15 protein-coding genes and 1 tRNA gene are annotated in these 16,555 nt (G+C 56.3%); 4 read left to right on the top strand and 12 right to left on the bottom strand.

All coding sequences use genetic code 11. The features are described 5' to 3' along the window. The first annotated feature begins 121 nt into the window (after positions 1-121). Positions 122-2,158 (top strand): long-chain fatty acid--CoA ligase, encoded by a 2,037-nt coding sequence (locus KSY55_RS03070; protein WP_004221752.1) that lies wholly within the window; start codon positions 122-124, stop codon positions 2,156-2,158. A gap of 203 nt (positions 2,159-2,361) precedes the next feature. On the opposite strand, the gene era is transcribed toward KSY55_RS03070, so the two are convergent. From era to KSY55_RS03040, 6 genes are all read right to left on the bottom strand, one after another. After that, on the bottom strand, positions 2,362-3,360 hold the full coding sequence (gene era, locus KSY55_RS03065; RefSeq protein WP_034880588.1) for a GTPase Era: 999 nt from the start codon (positions 3,358-3,360) through the stop codon (positions 2,362-2,364). Continuing rightward, positions 3,353-4,774 (bottom strand): hemolysin family protein, encoded by a 1,422-nt coding sequence (locus tag KSY55_RS03060; RefSeq protein ID WP_065434704.1) that lies wholly within the window; start codon positions 4,772-4,774, stop codon positions 3,353-3,355. Before KSY55_RS03060 ends, era begins: the two co-directional genes overlap by 8 nt. A gap of 49 nt (positions 4,775-4,823) precedes the next feature. Further along, on the bottom strand, positions 4,824-5,369 hold the full coding sequence (ybeY, locus tag KSY55_RS03055) for an rRNA maturation RNase YbeY (RefSeq protein ID WP_004221746.1): 546 nt from the start codon (positions 5,367-5,369) through the stop codon (positions 4,824-4,826). Then, the gene (locus KSY55_RS03050; RefSeq protein ID WP_004221744.1) at positions 5,366-6,505 is read right to left on the bottom strand and encodes a PhoH family protein; all 1,140 of its coding nucleotides are present in this window, start codon (positions 6,503-6,505) and stop codon (positions 5,366-5,368) included. Before KSY55_RS03050 ends, ybeY begins: the two co-directional genes overlap by 4 nt. 39 nt (positions 6,506-6,544) lie before the next feature. Further along, entirely contained in the window at positions 6,545-6,880 is a 336-nt protein-coding gene (locus KSY55_RS03045) for a histidine triad nucleotide-binding protein (protein ID WP_022245412.1), read from the bottom strand. 84 nt (positions 6,881-6,964) lie between these two features. After that, on the bottom strand, positions 6,965-7,762 hold the full coding sequence (locus KSY55_RS03040; RefSeq protein WP_004221741.1) for a 16S rRNA (uracil(1498)-N(3))-methyltransferase: 798 nt from the start codon (positions 7,760-7,762) through the stop codon (positions 6,965-6,967). Between the two features lie 120 nt (positions 7,763-7,882). On the opposite strand from KSY55_RS03040, the gene KSY55_RS03035 reads away from it, so the two are divergent. From KSY55_RS03035 to glgC, 3 genes are all read left to right on the top strand, one after another. After that, positions 7,883-7,972, top strand: a tRNA-Leu gene (locus KSY55_RS03035). Positions 7,973-8,036: 64 nt separating this feature from the next. Beyond that, positions 8,037-8,903 (top strand): RNA methyltransferase, encoded by an 867-nt coding sequence (locus tag KSY55_RS03030; protein WP_004221739.1) that lies wholly within the window; start codon positions 8,037-8,039, stop codon positions 8,901-8,903. Between the two features lie 147 nt (positions 8,904-9,050). Beyond that, the gene (glgC, locus tag KSY55_RS03025) at positions 9,051-10,295 is read left to right on the top strand and encodes a glucose-1-phosphate adenylyltransferase (RefSeq protein WP_004221738.1); all 1,245 of its coding nucleotides are present in this window, start codon (positions 9,051-9,053) and stop codon (positions 10,293-10,295) included. Between the two features lie 197 nt (positions 10,296-10,492). Here glgC and KSY55_RS03020 read toward each other — a convergent pair whose 3' ends face one another. The 6 genes from KSY55_RS03020 to sufB all read right to left on the bottom strand — a co-directional run bounded on the left by KSY55_RS03020 (position 10,493) and on the right by sufB (position 16,533). After that, positions 10,493-11,080 carry a metal-sulfur cluster assembly factor gene (locus KSY55_RS03020; protein ID WP_004221736.1) on the bottom strand — a complete coding sequence of 196 codons (588 nt, stop codon included), beginning with the start codon at positions 11,078-11,080 and terminating at the stop codon, positions 10,493-10,495. Between the two features lie 143 nt (positions 11,081-11,223). Beyond that, the gene (gene sufU / locus KSY55_RS03015) at positions 11,224-11,775 is read right to left on the bottom strand and encodes a Fe-S cluster assembly sulfur transfer protein SufU (protein ID WP_004221733.1); all 552 of its coding nucleotides are present in this window, start codon (positions 11,773-11,775) and stop codon (positions 11,224-11,226) included. A gap of 5 nt (positions 11,776-11,780) precedes the next feature. Continuing rightward, complete coding sequence (locus KSY55_RS03010; protein WP_117611894.1) at positions 11,781-13,055, bottom strand: cysteine desulfurase; 1,275 nt, start codon at positions 13,053-13,055, stop codon at positions 11,781-11,783. Next, entirely contained in the window at positions 13,052-13,831 is a 780-nt protein-coding gene (gene sufC / locus KSY55_RS03005; protein ID WP_004221731.1) for a Fe-S cluster assembly ATPase SufC, read from the bottom strand. Before sufC ends, KSY55_RS03010 begins: the two co-directional genes overlap by 4 nt. A gap of 18 nt (positions 13,832-13,849) precedes the next feature. Beyond that, on the bottom strand, positions 13,850-15,073 hold the full coding sequence (gene sufD / locus KSY55_RS03000; protein ID WP_004221730.1) for a Fe-S cluster assembly protein SufD: 1,224 nt from the start codon (positions 15,071-15,073) through the stop codon (positions 13,850-13,852). A gap of 5 nt (positions 15,074-15,078) precedes the next feature. Then, positions 15,079-16,533: a Fe-S cluster assembly protein SufB gene (gene sufB, locus KSY55_RS02995; protein WP_117501912.1), complete on the bottom strand. Its 1,455-nt coding sequence runs from the start codon at positions 16,531-16,533 to the stop codon at positions 15,079-15,081. Between the last annotated feature and the right edge of the window lie 22 nt (positions 16,534-16,555).

Raw genomic sequence — 16,555 nt, 5'->3', positions numbered from 1 at the left:
CAATTCCTTTACGCAGGCCCCGCTGGATGCGCACTTTCCCTACGCTACCGTAAGGTGACGTGTCGCATTCATGGGTCTATCATTCCTACAGATATTGGATTTAAATGTGTAGGAGAGTCACGTGTCTGTCATCACCTCTTTGAACAAGCGAGCTGCAAATCTTGCGCAGAAGGCACTGCGTTTGGGAGGTGACTTCGTTCACCCCGTCAGCGACGATTCCGGCAACACTCCGGATTACAACGATCCGAACAACATCATCTCCCCCGACGGCCATATCGACCTTCCGCACACCGTCGAATGGGGCGAAGGATTCCCATCCACCACGTTCCTCGATCCGGAAACCGGTCTGTTGACCACCAAAACCGAGGGCAAGCCGCCGCTGGACGAGGGCACCACCATCTACGATATTTACGCCGATCGAGCCGAGCGTATGGGTGACGAGCCGCTCTACACCTATAAGACGAACGGCGAATGGGTGACCAAAACCGGCAACGAGGTGCTCGCCGATATTCGTCAGATCGCCAAGGGTCTGATGCATTACGGTCTTAAGAAGGGCGACGGCGTGGCGTTCATGTGCCGTACCTCGTACGAGTGGGATGTGTTCGACGCGGCCGTCATGGCATGTGGTGGTGTGCTCGCCACGATCTACGACACGGATTCCGCGGAGCAGATCCGTAATATCGTCAATAATTCCGATTCCCGCCTGCTGGTGGTCGAGACCACCGATATGCGCGCCAAAGCCGATGGTGCCGATAAGGAATGCCCGGCACTGGAACACATTATCTGCTTCGAGAACGGCGGTCTCGACGAAATCATGGCCTACGGCTCCGGCGTGAGCGACGAAGAGCTTGACGAGCGCATCGCTTCCATCAAGAAAACCGACCTGTGCTCCATTGTGTATACTTCTGGTTCTACCGCCGCGCCGAAGGGTGTGGAGATGACCCATGAGCATTATTGCACCACCGCGTTGAATCTTCCGGCGTATATGCCGAAACTGCTGCATGAGAGGAAGAACAGCGTGCTGCTGTTCCTTCCACAGGCGCACTCTTTCGCACGTGCCATCAACTACATTTGCGTAGCCAGCGAACTGCATATTTACATCGCGCAGGGCATCAAGACGCTGATCGCCGATCTTCAGGTCGCCAAGCCGTCCGTCATGATCGTTGTTCCGCGTGTTCTTGAGAAGGTGTATAACGCGGCCTCGCAGAAGGCTGGTCATGGCGCCAAGGGCGTGGCGTTCGCCGCAGCCGTTGTGGCAGCCCAGAATTACATGAAGGAGGTCAGTGCGAAGGGTAAGGCCGGAGCTTTGGCCAAGGCTCGCCGTATGGCGTTCGACCCGGTGGTCTACGCTTCGCTACGCGAGGTGCTCGGCGGACGTGCCCAGTGGATCGTGGCGGGCGGCGCTCCTCTTGACCCGGAACTTATGGCGTTCTTCCGTGGCGCCGGAGTGCCCGTGTATGAGGGTTATGGCTTGACCGAGACCACGGCTCCTTGCGCGTTCAATCCGCTTGGTGTGCCCTATCATCAGGGTTCCGTCGGCGTGGCTTTCCCTGGCTTCGAGCTGCGTATCGCCGAAGATGAGGAGATTCAGGTCAAGGGTACCGCCGTGTTCCCGAAGTACCACAAGAACGAGGAAGCCTCCGAGGATTCATTCACTGAAGACGGCTGGTATCGTACCGGCGATTTGGGACGTATCGACGATGACGGCTTCCTGTATATCATCGGACGTAAGAAGGATCTCATCATCACCGCAGGCGGCAAGAATGTCTCGCCCGGTCCGATCGAAGAGGTTATCAAGCGTTGCGAATTCGTTTCCCAGGCCTTGGTGCTTGGCGACAAGCGTCCATTCATTTCCGCACTTGTTACGCTTGACGAGGAATCCTTGCGTCCGTGGTTGGAAAGCAAGGGGCTGAATCGCGACATACCCATGGAGGAGGCCGCCAACAATGCCGCCGTCCGTGCGGAAGTGCAGAAGTGGGTCGATCAGGCCAACGAAGGTGTTTCCCGTGCGGAGTCCGTACGTAAGTTCATCATTCTGCCGGAGGAATTCACTCAGGAGAATGGTTTGATGACCGCTTCCATGAAGGTGATTCGTCCGAAGGTCATCAAGCGTTATGCCACTTTGCTGAATACGCAGATGTACACCAAGAAGAAGTAGTCTTCGAAACAGCAGAATGAGGTCTGACTCCTACGGGAATCAGACCTCATTTATTATTTTCCACGCAATCGTTGCGAAGCGGATCCTAAGCAGATCAGAAGCCTAGCTTCTCGAGCTGTTTGGCTGAACCGTCAAAAGGACAGTCCAGTGGACTGTCCTTAGGTGAAGTGAGCAGCTTCGCTGCGAAGCGGATCCTAAACAGATCAGAAGCCTAGCTTCTCGAGCTGTTTAGGATCCGACTGCCATCCCTTGGCAACCTTGACATGCAAATCGAGTTTGGCTTTCTGTCCAACAATACGGTTGACCGGCGTACGCAACTTCTTCTTGACACGCACAAGATGTTCCGCTCCCTTGCCGATGATGATCGGTTTCTGGGAATCGCGTTCCACATAAATCGACACAATCACGTGGGCTTTGCCATCGTAAGCTTCGCCACTATCGTTGTCTTCCGGATATTCGATGGAATCCACGACTACGGCCAGTGAATGCGGCAACTCGTCATCCAATTCTTCCAGGAAAGCGCCACGGACCAGTTCCGCAATGGTTTCTTCCGGACGCTCTTCGGTGATCTGCTCGGCCGGGTACATTTGCGGGCCTTCCGGCATGTTCTCGATAAGCACGTTCTTGACTTCCGCAAGATTGTCATGCTTCAGCGCGCTGACTGGCACAATATCGGTGAAGTCGGCGAATTCGTTGATTTCAATGAGCTTATTGATCAGCCCGTCACGGCTTAATTCGTCAATCTTGGTAACGATGGCAACCAGCGGCACCTTCCATTTGAATGTGCCATCATCTCGCTTGACTGCGAAATCAGAACGCAGACGGCTCAAAATGCGCTTGTCGCCGGGACCAATCTCCTGATTACCAGGCAGCAGGAAAGCAACGGCGTCCACGTCGGCGAGCGACTCGTCCACAACATCGTTCAGACGCTGCCCAAGTAGTGTGCGCGGTCGATGGATGCCAGGCGTATCAACCAAAACGATCTGCGCATTATCCGTGGTTAAAATGCCACGAATGGCTTTACGAGTGGTTTCCGGGCGAGATGATGCGATGGCGATCTGCGTACCGATCAACGCGTTGATCAACGTCGACTTGCCCACGTTAGGACGCCCGACCACGGCAACGAAACCGGACCGATATGGAACGGGCGTGGCGGAATCGGAATGGTCGGAAGTCGTCTCGGTTGTTGCTGCGTCAGTCATGCTTGTCTTTGGAATCCTTATCGTTGTCGGATGCCTTTTCGGCATCATCCGCATGTTCTTCGTTACGTGTTTCAGTTTCGTCCACGCCCTCGACGTGGGCCGGCTCCACCACAATGGTCGACACTTTTTTGCGGCGTCCTGCGGAGTCGACCGCGGTCATGCGCAAGCCTCGAGTGACTGCGGAGGATCCGACGATCGGCACACGTCCCAACAGCTTGGTCAGCAAGCCGTAAACGGTGTCGACATCATCCTCGTCAATGTCGATTTCGAAAATCTCTTCCAAGTCGGCGATAGGCGTGCGTGCGGGCATGCTCCATTTCTTGTCACCGATCCGTTCCGGATCGGCATGTTGCGTGCGATCATGTTCGTCTTCCAGTTCGCCCACAATCTGCTCGATGGCATCTTCGATGGTGACCATGCCCGCGATTCCGCCATATTCATCCACCACAATGGCGACATGCTGGCGTGTGCGCTGCATTTGGTGGAAAAGATCATCGACCGGCTTGGATTCCGGCACGAGCATGGGGTCACGAACTATCGATTCGACTTCTCGTGTCATCGCCGCATGGTTGAAGGCCGTCGCGCGCACGGCATCTTTCAAATAAGCCACGCCGACCAGATCGTCCACATCGTCGCCGATGACCGGCACACGTGAGAATCCGGAACGGGAGCAAAGCTTAAGCATATTCTCCAACGTTTCGTCTCGCTCGATGCAAATCATGTCGGTGCGCGGCACCATGATCTCGCGAGTCAGCGTTTCGGAAAGCGTGAGCACATTGCGCAGCATTTCGGAAACTTCAGGATCGAAATCGTTGGCTTCGACCAGACGGTCAATGGTTGCCCGTCCTTGTTCGATCTGGATTTTTTCGAGCTCCTCGTCGTCGGAAAGATCACTGCCGCGACGCTTCGCGCCTTTTTGCCCCCCGATTTTTGCGAATGGGGTTAATAGAACCGCAATGGAAACAGCATCCACATGCTGCAGCATAATGTCGGCTGGCTTGGATGCCCCGGCGCTACGCGGACGCACCAACAGCGAAATCACCGCAACGACGATGGCAAAAACAAATCCGGCAAGCAATTCGGCCCATAGTGGAGCGTCCAACATGCCCGCAATCACCGTCACGAGCACACCATCAACCACATTGCAGCAGATGCGGAAGAACGCGCACGATCCGGCGGTGGCATAGCGATCGGCCACCAACCGCTGAACCTTATGAATGCGCCTGATTTTCTTGTCGCGTATGAATTGCGAAAGCTCGGCATCCGTTTGAATTTCGAGAATAAGGTTATTCAGGCTCGCCCTGGTCACACGTCCCACAGCGCCTTCAGTCGCGGCCATTGAAAGCGACAGCCAGACCAACAGCAGCGCCACCACGGCGAGCACCACGATCATCGCAATCATTGTTGCCTGCATAATTCAGCCCCCATCATGCCGGACGATATGCTACCGGCAACGTCAATCATTATTTGGCGATCTGCCGTCCCGTGCCATGCTGCCTATCCCATTCGGCGAGCGCGTCCGGCGTATCCGGCGGAAGGATGGCCTGCGTCCCCGCTCCCTGGCGAAGCGCGAAGAAGGTGAGTAGCAGCTGTCGCTGCAGACCGAACATCTGACGCTCCTGTTCTGGGGTGGCATGGTCGTATCCGAGTAGGTGGAGGATGCCATGAATCGTCAGCAGCATCATTTCCTCCATGGTGTTATGTCCGGCCGCGAGCGCCTGCTGCGCAGCCACCCACGGGCAAATCACGATATCTCCAAGCACGCCTTCCATCACAGTTCGGCCGTCTCCTGGGCGCAGCTCGTCCATGGGGAAGCTCATCACGTCGGTGGGGCCTTCAAGATTCATCCAACGCATGTGCAGTTGGGCGATGGGATCGGGGTCTACGAACATGATGGTCAGGTCGGATTGCGTGCTGACCCGCATTTGGTCCATCACCCATATGCCAAGATCGGAGAACACCTTGCCGTCAATTTGCCAGACGGTTTCGTTGGTTACCTCGACGCTCATTCAGCGTTCCTTTCGATTTGCTCGCTTGTTTGCCTGGATGTGGTTTTGCCCGTGGCGTGTCTGCTGTGGTCGCCGGCAATGGCCGCGTGTCGGTCGTACGCTGCGACGATTTTGCCGACAAGCGCGTGTCGCACTACGTCTTCCGGTTTGAGGTGGGCGAATGCGATGTCGTCAATGCCGTCAAGGATGCGTTCGATGGTGGCGAGCCCGGATTTCGGTACTGTCAGATCGACCTGCGTCACGTCGCCGGTGATAATCATTTTCGTATTGAAGCCTAGTCGGGTCAGGAACATCTTCATTTGTTGTTCGGTGGTGTTCTGCGCTTCATCGAGGATCACGAATGCATCGTTGAGCGTGCGTCCACGCATGTATGCGAGCGGTGCGACTTCGATGGTGCCGTCGTCCATGTAGCGCTTGAGCTGGTCCGCCCCGAGCATGTCAGAAAGCGCATCATATAGCGGACGCAGATATGGATCGACTTTTTCGTTCAATGTGCCGGGAAGAAAACCAAGGCTTTCTCCCGCCTCGACGGCTGGTCTGGTCAGGATAATGCGGCGCACCTGCCTATCTTGGAATGCGCGTACCGCTTTCGCCACTGCAAGGTATGTTTTGCCGGTGCCTGCCGGTCCGATGGCAAATGTGATGGTATGTGATTCGATGGCATTGACATATGTGATCTGACCAGCCGTTTTGGCACGCACCGGCTTGCCGAGCGCAAAGGTGATCACTCCGGGCACATGCGGTTTGCGTCGGTCCGCATGATTCTCGCGATTGGAGGTATGCTCCTGTTGCCGATCGGCCAGCCGTAGTTCCTCCACTACACGTCCATGGCCCGGGCGAGTAGCACGCACAGGATTTTTCAACACGTTTTGATCGAGCATGCGTCGCACCGTATCGGCGTCCATCGGAGCCGTATATGCGGCTTGGATGATGTTTTCGATCACATGCTCGGCCTGTGCGGCTTGGGATTCGGATTTGCTGGAACGTGACATGATCGCGATGCGGTTGCCTCTGACGATAATGGTCAAGTCGGGGAACGCACGTTCCACTTCCCGAAGGACCTCGTCGACCGGTCCGAGCACGGTCACCGGGTCAAGCTGCTGCGGAATCGCGATGGTACGTGTAGTAGTGGCCACAAAACCTCTTCTGACGTCGATATATGGGGAAAGGGAAGATTATTCGTCAAGCTTTTCGCCGGTCAGCACGTGAGCATGCACGTGGAATACCGTCTGGCCAGCATCAATTCCGGTGTTGAAGATCAGGCGGAAGGCACCGTGGAATTCCTGGTCGGCGATATTTTGCGCGACCTGAGCCATGTGGGCGAGCTGCTGGGGATCGGCCGCCGCAAGCTCGGCCACGTTCGCATAATGCTTGCGAGGCACCACGAGCACATGTACTTTGGCTTTCGGATTGATGTCCTTGAATGCGTAGGTGGTATCGTCCTCATACACTTTTTCGCTTGGAATTTCTCCTGCGATGATCTTGCAGAACAGGCAATCCTTGTCGCTCATAATGCTCCTTAATGCTGGTTGTCCTTCGGTACCCATGCTATTGCGCAACCGGGATAATCCGCCGCATTTCGCCGGCGTGTGGCGTCAGATGAATCGTCCCAACGCCCGTGCGAGCAGCGATAACGCGACGGGACCAGCTGTCGACGCTCGCAGAATATTGCTTCCAAGCACGCATGCTTCAGCTCCCGCATTGGTGAAGGATTCGATTTCAGCATCGCTGATGCCGCCTTCCGGGCCGACCACCACGTACACGGTACGCTGGCGCCCGTCCTGCAAGCATTTGTCGGAAAGCACCGCGATCGCTTCCTCCAGCTGGCTCCAAGTTTTGGTAGCATCCTGGTGCAGCACAATCACCATGTCGCCGTGCACACAGGCACGCTTGCAAATGGCAATCAACTGCTTGCTGGTCACGCACTCCCCCAATTCCGGCGTCCAGGAGCGTCGGGATTGTTCAGTGGCGGCATCAAGCACTTGCCGCCACTTCTTATCGGTGCGCCCCGCCTTCCATTTGGCGATGGAACGATCAGCCTGCCATGGAATCACCTCATCCACACCGATCTGCGTTGCGGTGTCGATGGCCTGCTCATCGTGTCCTGTTTTTGCCAGCGCTTGGATCAAAGCGAGTTTGGTGGTAGGCTGCGGTTCTTTGCCGAAGCTCGACACTTCCGCGATTCCTTGTTGCGCATCGCGCAACACCGCGTGGATACGTAGCCCTTTACCGTCGGAAAGCTGCAATTCGTCACCGTCTTTCAGACGCATGGCCTGAATGGCATGTCGACGCACCGACTGGGGCAACGTCAATTTCCATCCGGCGTTCAATTCGTCACTGTTCACCGGCACATCATCATGTTCCGTATCAAGCAGGAAAAGGGCATCAGTCATAGTTTCAGAGCCTACCAGCACCTCGGATACCAATGGCGTAATTCCGCGCGACACGCCGAGACTTGCATCACACCGAGCATCTGCTATAGTTTTCGTTTGTTGCCGCTGAGCAACGCACCTGTCCGGGTGGCGGAATGGTAGACGCGCTAGCTTGAGGTGCTAGTGCCTATTTATACAGGCGTGCGGGTTCAAGTCCCGCTCCGGACACCAGCAAACCCCTTGGAAACAAGGGGTTTTCTTGTATCTGAAAGCTATTCGGCGAAAGATCGATCACATGCAGTTCATCCATCTTGATTCCATTGACGACGAGCGCGTGTCGGCATACACGAATCTCACGGAAATCCAGCTTCGCAACAAGCTTGAACCCAGCAAGGGCCTGTTCATCGCGGAATCGCCGAAAGTCATCGATCGCGCGCTGACCGCCGACCGGGAACCGATTTCCCTGCTTGTCGAAGAACCGTGGATCGGAGGCATGTCGGAAACCTTCGCACGCATCGACCAACGTTGGGGCACCGACATTCCCGTGTACGTGGCATCCCCTGAACAGCTCAAGCAGCTGACCGGCTACCGCTTGCATCGTGGCGCCCTGGCCGCGATGAAACGCTGGCCACTGCCCAGCGTCGAGGAGGTGTGTCGCGGCGCACGACGCATCGCGGTCATGGAAAACATCGTTGACCACACCAATGTCGGAGCCCTCATGCGATCAGCCGCCGCGTTGAACGTCGATGCAGTGTTGGTGACGCCCTCCTGCGGCGATCCATTGTATCGACGCGCCGCCCGCGTGTCGATGGGCACGGTGTTTCAGATTCCGTGGACTCGTATTGGCGGAGATGATAAACACTACTGGCCATTCACCGGCATGCAGGAATTGCGCGATCTTGGGTTCACCACCGTTGCGATGGCCCTTGAAGACGATTCCATTTCGCTGGAGGAGCTTGTTCGTCGTTTGAACAACGACAACGGCGAAAAGGACCATATCGACAAATTGGCGCTGATTTTCGGCACCGAAGGCGACGGTCTGTCGCATCACACCATCTCCCGCGCCGACCTGACGGTCAAGATTCCCATGAGCCACGGAGTGGACAGTCTTAACGTCGCCGCATCGAGCGCCGTGGCCTTCTATTCAACAGCTGTTCACTGAAACAGTCAGCAAATTTTCAAGACTCGCGATGCAAACTCCTTGCATGTTGCAAAAAATATGCAATTATTGAGTGCGTAAGTGGTTTGCGATGATGCAGACCGACCAATGTGTGCGGTGTCGTAACGACGCTCTAGGAGAGGAGTTCTCATGGCAAAGAATCCGAAAATTCTTTCCATCGTGCTTGCAGGAGGCGAAGGCACTCGTCTAATGCCTTTGACCAGAGACCGGGCAAAGCCCGCCGTCCCGTTCGGCGGCGTGTTCCGTCTGATTGATTTCCCGCTGAGCAATTTGGTCAATTCAGGCTATATGCAGACCGTGGTGCTCACCCAGTACAAGTCCCATTCGCTTGACCGTCATATTTCCACGGTGTGGCGTTTTTCGCCGTTGCTCGGCAACTACGTCTCCCCTGTTCCGGCTCAGCAGCGACTTGGCAAGCACTGGTATCTCGGCTCTGCCGACGCCATCTACCAGACCATCAACATCATCGAGGACGTGCAGCCGGATATTGTGGTGATCGTCGGCGCCGACCACGTCTACCGCATGGATTTCCAGCAGATGGTGCAGCAGCATATCGAATCCGGCGCGGAGTTCACGGTAGCGGGTATTCGTCAGCCGATCAGCCAGTCCAACCAGTTCGGCGTGATCGAGGTTGATCCGGAGCACCCGAATATGATCAAGAGCTTCCAGGAGAAGCCGCAGACCACGACCGGCCTGCCAGATGATCCGAACTCCATTCTTGCTTCCATGGGCAACTACGTGGCCAACACCGACGCCCTGTTCGAAGCTTTGGCGCTTGACGAGAAGGCCGAAGACACCAAGCATGATATGGGCGGCGATATCGCACCGTACTTCGCGGCCCGTAACGAGGCTGGCGTGTACGACTTCAACTCCAACGAGATTCCGGGAGCGACGCCGACCGATCATGCCTACTGGCGCGACGTGGGTACTCTGAAGCAGTTCTACGATGCGCATATGGATCTGATCTCGTATGTGCCGGAATTCAACCTGTACAACACCGAATGGCCGATTTACACGCTATCCGGCAATCTGCCGCCAGCGAAGTTCGTCCATGCCGGTCGCGACCGTCTCGGACACGCCACCGACTCGATCGTCTCCCCTGGCGTCATCGTATCGGGCGGTGAAGTGCATCATTCCGTGCTTTCGCCGAACGTGCGTATCCACTCGTGGTCCCAGGTCGTCGATTCGATTCTGTTCGACGGCGTGACCATCAATCGTCGAGCACGCGTCTACAAGGCGATCCTCGACAAGAATGTTGTGCTTACCGAGAATTCGACCGTCGGTATCGATACCGAACATGATCTGGCCCGTGGCTTCACCGTCACGCCGGAAGGCATCACCGTGGTGCCGAAGGGTACCGTGGTCGACGACTGACGTTCTGCCGCACACAGAACAAAAGCGTGCTTCCCGGCGTCGGGAGCACGCTTTTTCTGTGCCATTTTTCTTGATGATGATATCCAATCAAATATCATCAAAATCTGTTTTACAAAAAAAATTCCGCAACGAACATGCAGTTTCGCTGCGGAATCAACATATCAGCAATATCAGGTTGATATATCACAGATTTTCTGTCAGTATTTTGGCAGATTGTCGAAATTGAAGCCGAGCGCAGCCAACTGCTCGCGACCTTCCGGCGTGATCTTTTCCATGCTCCAACGCGGTTGCCACGTCCAGTCGATGCGGAATTCCTCGACGAGGCCGGCAAGCGTGCTCGCGCACTCGTCTTCGATCAGATCAGTCAACGGGCATGCCGGAGTGGTCAATGTCATCGTGATAATGGCACGACCAAGCTCATCGATCTCAATGCCATACACCAATCCCAAATCAATCACATCAATGCCAAGTTCAGGATCAATGACCTGATGCAACGCTTCCTTCACGTCGGCCGCAGTAGCTCGACCAATGTCGTCAATAGCCTTCAACGCGATGCCGTCATCCTGTTCTTCGGAACAACCGCATGCTCCAGCCTGATTGCCGCAGCCACAAGCGTCCTGCTTGGTGTCTTCGTGTTCGATTTCCACTGGTTTGCCGTCCTTGAATCCTTTGGCGAGATTTGGGTTAAGCATGACGCGACGCGCCGCGGCCTCGTCATTGCCCAATGCCTTGGCCACGGAATCGAAAATCGAGGCTTGCGGTTCAGGTACCAAGGTATCGCTCATTGTCGCTCCATATATGATTCGAATATGTTCCGTTGAGTAGCCTATCGCGTTGGCTGGAGTTTGTCTCACGTGTTTCGCCCGTTGTAGAACGCGGCGCACGAAGCACGGGAGACATCCTGCTTTCCACCATAGAACAATACTTGTCAGGCTTTCGCGGCCAATGCCTTGGCCACGGAGTCCTTCATGCCTTCCCATCCGAGCAGCGCGCACTTGATACGCATTGGATACTTGGACACTCCTTGGAACACGATGCCGTCTTCCAACGATTCCTCGGCGGATTCATCGTCCAAGCCTTTGCCGCGTGATTCCATGAGCTTATGGAACGTTCCGGCCAATTCCATGGCCTCATCCACGGTTTTGCCTTCCACCAGATCCACCATCACCGAAAGGCTGGCCTGTGAAATGGAGCAGCCGTGACCGTCCCACACCAGTCGTTCGATAACGTGCGGCTCCTGGTCGGAAACCTCCACATGCACGGTGGCCTCGTCTCCGCAGGTCGGATTGAACTGGTGGGACTCGCCGGGAGTGCAATACTCGTGGGTTGCCTGAACCGTGGTCTTTCCCGCCTGGGAGGCGTTTTCGGAAGCCAGATCCGGAGCGAAATGCTCCTTGCCATGCGGATTCTTCGAGGCTTCGAGAATGACCTCTTGGTACATCTGCTCGAGATCGTCGCCAGACATTGCAAAATCACTCATATGCGTTACTCAACTCCAAAAAACGGACGGACCTTCTTCAACGCCTCAACCAATGCCTGCGCGTCTTCGACGGAATTGTAGATGCCACTGGATGCGCGGTTGGATGCGTACACGCCGAAGTGACGGTGGACCGGCTGTGCGCAATGATGTCCGACACGAATGGCGATGCCCTGCGCATCGATGAACTGTCCAACATCATGCGGATGCACGCCGTCGATTTCAAAAGCCACCGTGCCGATGCGCTGCTCGTTGGTCTGCGGTCCGAGAATGCGCACGCCGTCGATCTGCCCCATCTTGAGGAGTTCGCCTGCGATAACGCGCTCGTGGGCTTCGAGATTCTCCATGCCGATATTCATCAGCCATTCGGCTGCGACACCGGCCGCAACGACCTGCGCGACCGGCTGCGTGCCCGCCTCGAAACGCGCAGGAGGAGCCATGTATTGGGCTTCCTGATCCATCCAGGCAAGTTCCACCATGGATCCACCGAAATTCGCCGGTGGCAACGCCTCCAACATGTCGCGCTTGCCGTAGAGGAAGCCGACACCGGTCGGGCCGTACATCTTATGCGCGCTCCATGCCGCGAAGTCAACGTCCAAAGCGTGGAGGTCGATCTTCAGGTGCGGTACGGACTGGCATGCGTCGAGCACAACCACCGCGCCTACCTCGTGCGCACGTTTCACCATCGGCGCGATGTCGGTGATGGCACCGGTGGTGTTGCCCACATGGGTGACGGCCACGATCTTTGTGCGTTCGGTGATCACCTCGTCCGCAGTGTTGGAAAGGATGCGACCTTCACTGTCCAGATCGAACCATTTCAATGTCGCTCCGGTACGCACGGCAAGCTCCTGGAACGGCAATAGCACGGAGTGGTGTTCGGCCTTGGATACGACGATTTCGTCTCCCGGCTTCACAGCGAAACGTCGTGCCGCTTCTCCCCCACGCCCTTGGGATGCGTTGCCGAATGCGGTTGCTAGCAGATTCAGTCCTGCGGTGGCGCCGGAGGTGACAACGATCTCCTCTTCGCCTTCAGCGGAGTTGGCGCCGACAAGACGTGCGACTTTGGCACGTGCCTCTTCGAACGCCATGGTGCTGCGTGCGGCAAGCTCATGCGCTCCACGATGCACGCCGGCGTTGATGGTGCGGTAAAAATCGCTTTCGGCGTCGATCACGCATTGCGGCTTCTGAGAAGTCGCCGCGGAATCCAAATACACGAGCGGATGGCCGTGGATCTCCTGATCAAGGATCGGAAATTCCTTGCGAATCGCTGCAAAATCGGTCATGCCAGCGCGCTTTCGGAATCGGATCCTTCCGGCAGGTATGCGTCATAGCCGGATTCCTCGAGCTCATCGGCCAGTTCAGGGCCGCCGGTCTTGACGAAGTGACCGGCTGCGAACACATGCACGATGTCCGGCTTGATGTACTTGAGGATTCGCGTGTAGTGCGTGACCATGAGAATACCGAACTGGTTGGCTTCCTTGGCGCGGTTCACACCTTCGGAGACAATGCGCAACGCGTCAACGTCAAGGCCGGAGTCGGTTTCGTCGAGGATGGCGAACTTCGGCTTGAGCAGTTCGAGCTGCAGCACTTCGGCACGCTTCTTCTCGCCGCCGGAGAAACCCTCGTTCACGGAACGGGTGGCGAACTTCGGATCCATCTTCAGGCGCTTCATCGCCTCGGACAGTTCCTTGGTCCACGTGCGGATGGCCGGAGCCTTGCCGTCGACTTCGGTTTTTGCGGTGCGCAGGAAGTTGGTCATCGACACGCCCGGCACTTCGACCGGATACTGCATGGCTAGGAAGATGCCTGCCTTGGCTCGCTCGTCCGGGGTCATCTTGAGGATGTCTTCGCCGTCGAGCAGCACCTGTCCGGAATCGACCACGTACTTGGGGTGGCCCGCCAGCGTGTAGGCCAGCGTGGATTTGCCGGATCCGTTCGGCCCCATGATGGCATGGGTTTCACCGGAGTTGACGGTCAGGTTCACGCCTTTGAGGATCGGCTTGATGCCGTCCTTGGTTTCGACGTGCGCGTACAGATCTTTGATTTCAAGAGTTGACATGGTTTTCGCTCCTACGTTCTACTTCTCTTCCAACACCTGGGCGATCGCGTCGTTCTCGCCGCGTGCCAGGCGCTTGTCGATAACGTTCATGAGATGTTCGCTGATTGCGGGAATGCCGATTTCCTCGACGAGTTCGCCAAAAAAGCCTCGCACCACAAGTTTGCGGGCTTCGGTTTCCGGAATGCCGCGAGACTGCAGATAGAACAGCTCCTCATCGTCAAAGCGCCCAACGGAAGAGGCATGTCCGGCTCCGATGATGTTGCCGTTTTCGATTTCCAGATTCGGTTCGGAATCGGCGATCGCGCCCGGAGTAAGTACCAAATTGCGGTTGAGCTCATACGAGTCGGTACCCGGCGCGGTCGGAGCAATCAGCGCGTTGCCGACCCATGTGGAGTGCGCGCCCTTGCCGTCAAGAGCGCCTTTATATACCACACGACTCTTGCACTCGGGATGGTTGTGCACAATCATGGTGCGATGTTCGATATGCTCGCCCGGATCCACAAAGTAGATGCCAAGCATGTTGAGATCGCCTTGATCGCCGCCAAAATCCTGATCCATACGAATCCGAACGACATCGCCGCCAAGCGTGACCACGGAATGGCGCAGGGACGCACCCTCCCCCAAGTGGATACGCTGGTTGCCCACATGCTTGGAGCCCTTGTTCCACTCTTGAATGAACGTGGTGGACACATGGGAGTCCCTACCTGTGAGAATCTCCACACCTTCGGCGATACGTGCATCGCCGTCATGCTCTACCACAACGTCAGCGTGGGCGCGATCGGCGGCAATGATCACCAGGTGGAATGCGTCCAGATCCGTTCCGGCACCATGAATCTTAACGAGTATCGGCTGGCTGATTTCACCGTCGATACGCAGAATTCCGGCACGGGAGGCGGAGTTCCATTCCACTGCGGACACACGATCGCAGGGCTTGGAAACGATGCCCGTATCGGCGTCTCCCGGCTTGCCCTCGCTATAGGTCACGCCTTCAGTAAGAGCCGTGCCGTCGATCATAGTGACGGCAATCTGGGTTTCGTTCGACGGCGTGAACGCGTTGAAGAACTCTTCGACACGTTCCACAGGGGTATAACGCCAATCATCCTGCTTGCGGTCGGGCACTTCAAATGCGTCCACATCAAATGACCGCGGCGAGCGATCCGCCGAAGAGGGCATGGCTGCCGGATTCGCATACGGATCGTTCGGATCCGCAACGGGAATATTGATTTCCTGAGTTTGTGCCATGGTAATCAGCCCACCGATCCTTCCATCTGCAATTCCACCAGTCGGTTCAGTTCAAGCGCATATTCCATCGGCAGCTCACGGCTGATAGGCTCCACGAAGCCTCGCACGATCATGCCCATGGCCTCCTCTTCGGAAAGACCGCGGCTCATCAGGTAGAACAGCTGGTCTTCGGAAACCTTGGAAACCGTAGCCTCATGTGCCATGGAAACGTCATCTTCGCGCACGTCCACATGCGGGTAGGTGTCGGAGCGGCTGAACTCATCTACAAGCAGTGCATCGCATACCGTCGAGTTGGACGATCCTTCGGCACCCTTGACGATTTTGACGAGACCACGGTATGCGGAACGTCCACCGCCGCGGGAAATCGACTTCGCCACAATGGTGGAGCTGGTATGCGGGGCAAGATGGATCATCTTCGCACCGGTATCCTGATACTGGCCCTTGCCTGCGAAGCCGAGCGACATGGTGCTGGCCTTCGCATACGGCTCGGCGAGAATGCAGGCCGGATACTTCATGGTTGCCTTGGAACCAATGTTGCCATCGACCCATTCCATGGTGCCGCCTTCACGCACGTAGGCACGCTGCGTCACCAGATTGTAAACGTTGTTCGACCAGTTCTGCACGGTGGTGTAGCGCACGCGGGCATGCGGCTCGACGAAAATCTCCACCACGCCGGAATGCAACGAATCGGTCGAGTAGATCGGTGCGGTGCAGCCTTCCACATAATGCACGTACGATCCCTCGTCGGCAATGATCAACGTGCGCTCGAACTGACCCATATTCGGCGTATTGATACGGAAGTATGCCTGCAACGGAATATCGACATGCACACCCTTCGGCACGTAGACGAACGATCCGCCCGACCATGCGGCGGTGTTCAATGCCGAGAATTTGTTGTCGTTGCTCGGAATGCACTTGCCGAAATACTTCTTGACGATTTCCGGATACTTCTGCACCGCGGTGTCGGTGTCGACGAAAATCACGCCTTGGTCTTCAAGATCCTTCTGGATTGAGTTGTAGATGACCTCGGATTCGTACTGTGCCGCGATGCCGGAGACAAGACGGCTTTTTTCCGCTTCGGGAATACCGAGCTTGTCATACGTCGCACGGATCTCGTCAGGCAATTCCTCCCAAGTCGTGGCCTGCTTGTCGATCGGCTTGACGTAATACTTGAAATCGTCGGCGTCGAAATCCTTCAGATCGACACCCCATTGAGGCATCGGACGGTTGATGAAATCGCGATAGCCTTCCAATCGCTTTTCCAGCATCCATTCCGGCTCGTTCTTATCTGCGGAAATAGCGCGCACGACATTCTCGTCAATGCCTTTTTTTGCCGCTTCTCCGGCGAAATCCGTGTCATGCCATCCGTACGTATAGTCGCCGAACTGCTGGATGATCTCGTCATCCTGCTTGATCTTGTCTTCATTCACTCGCGTGCGATCAGCCACATACTGGCTCATCTCCACGTCAGCCGCGGCGTTG

Source organism: Bifidobacterium sp. MSK.13.1 (genome assembly GCF_019131435.1).
Lineage (GTDB): Bacteria > Actinomycetota > Actinomycetes > Actinomycetales > Bifidobacteriaceae > Bifidobacterium > Bifidobacterium pseudocatenulatum.
The sequence above is the reverse complement of the archived record's forward strand: the minus strand, read 5'-3'. Positions and strand labels throughout refer to the sequence as shown.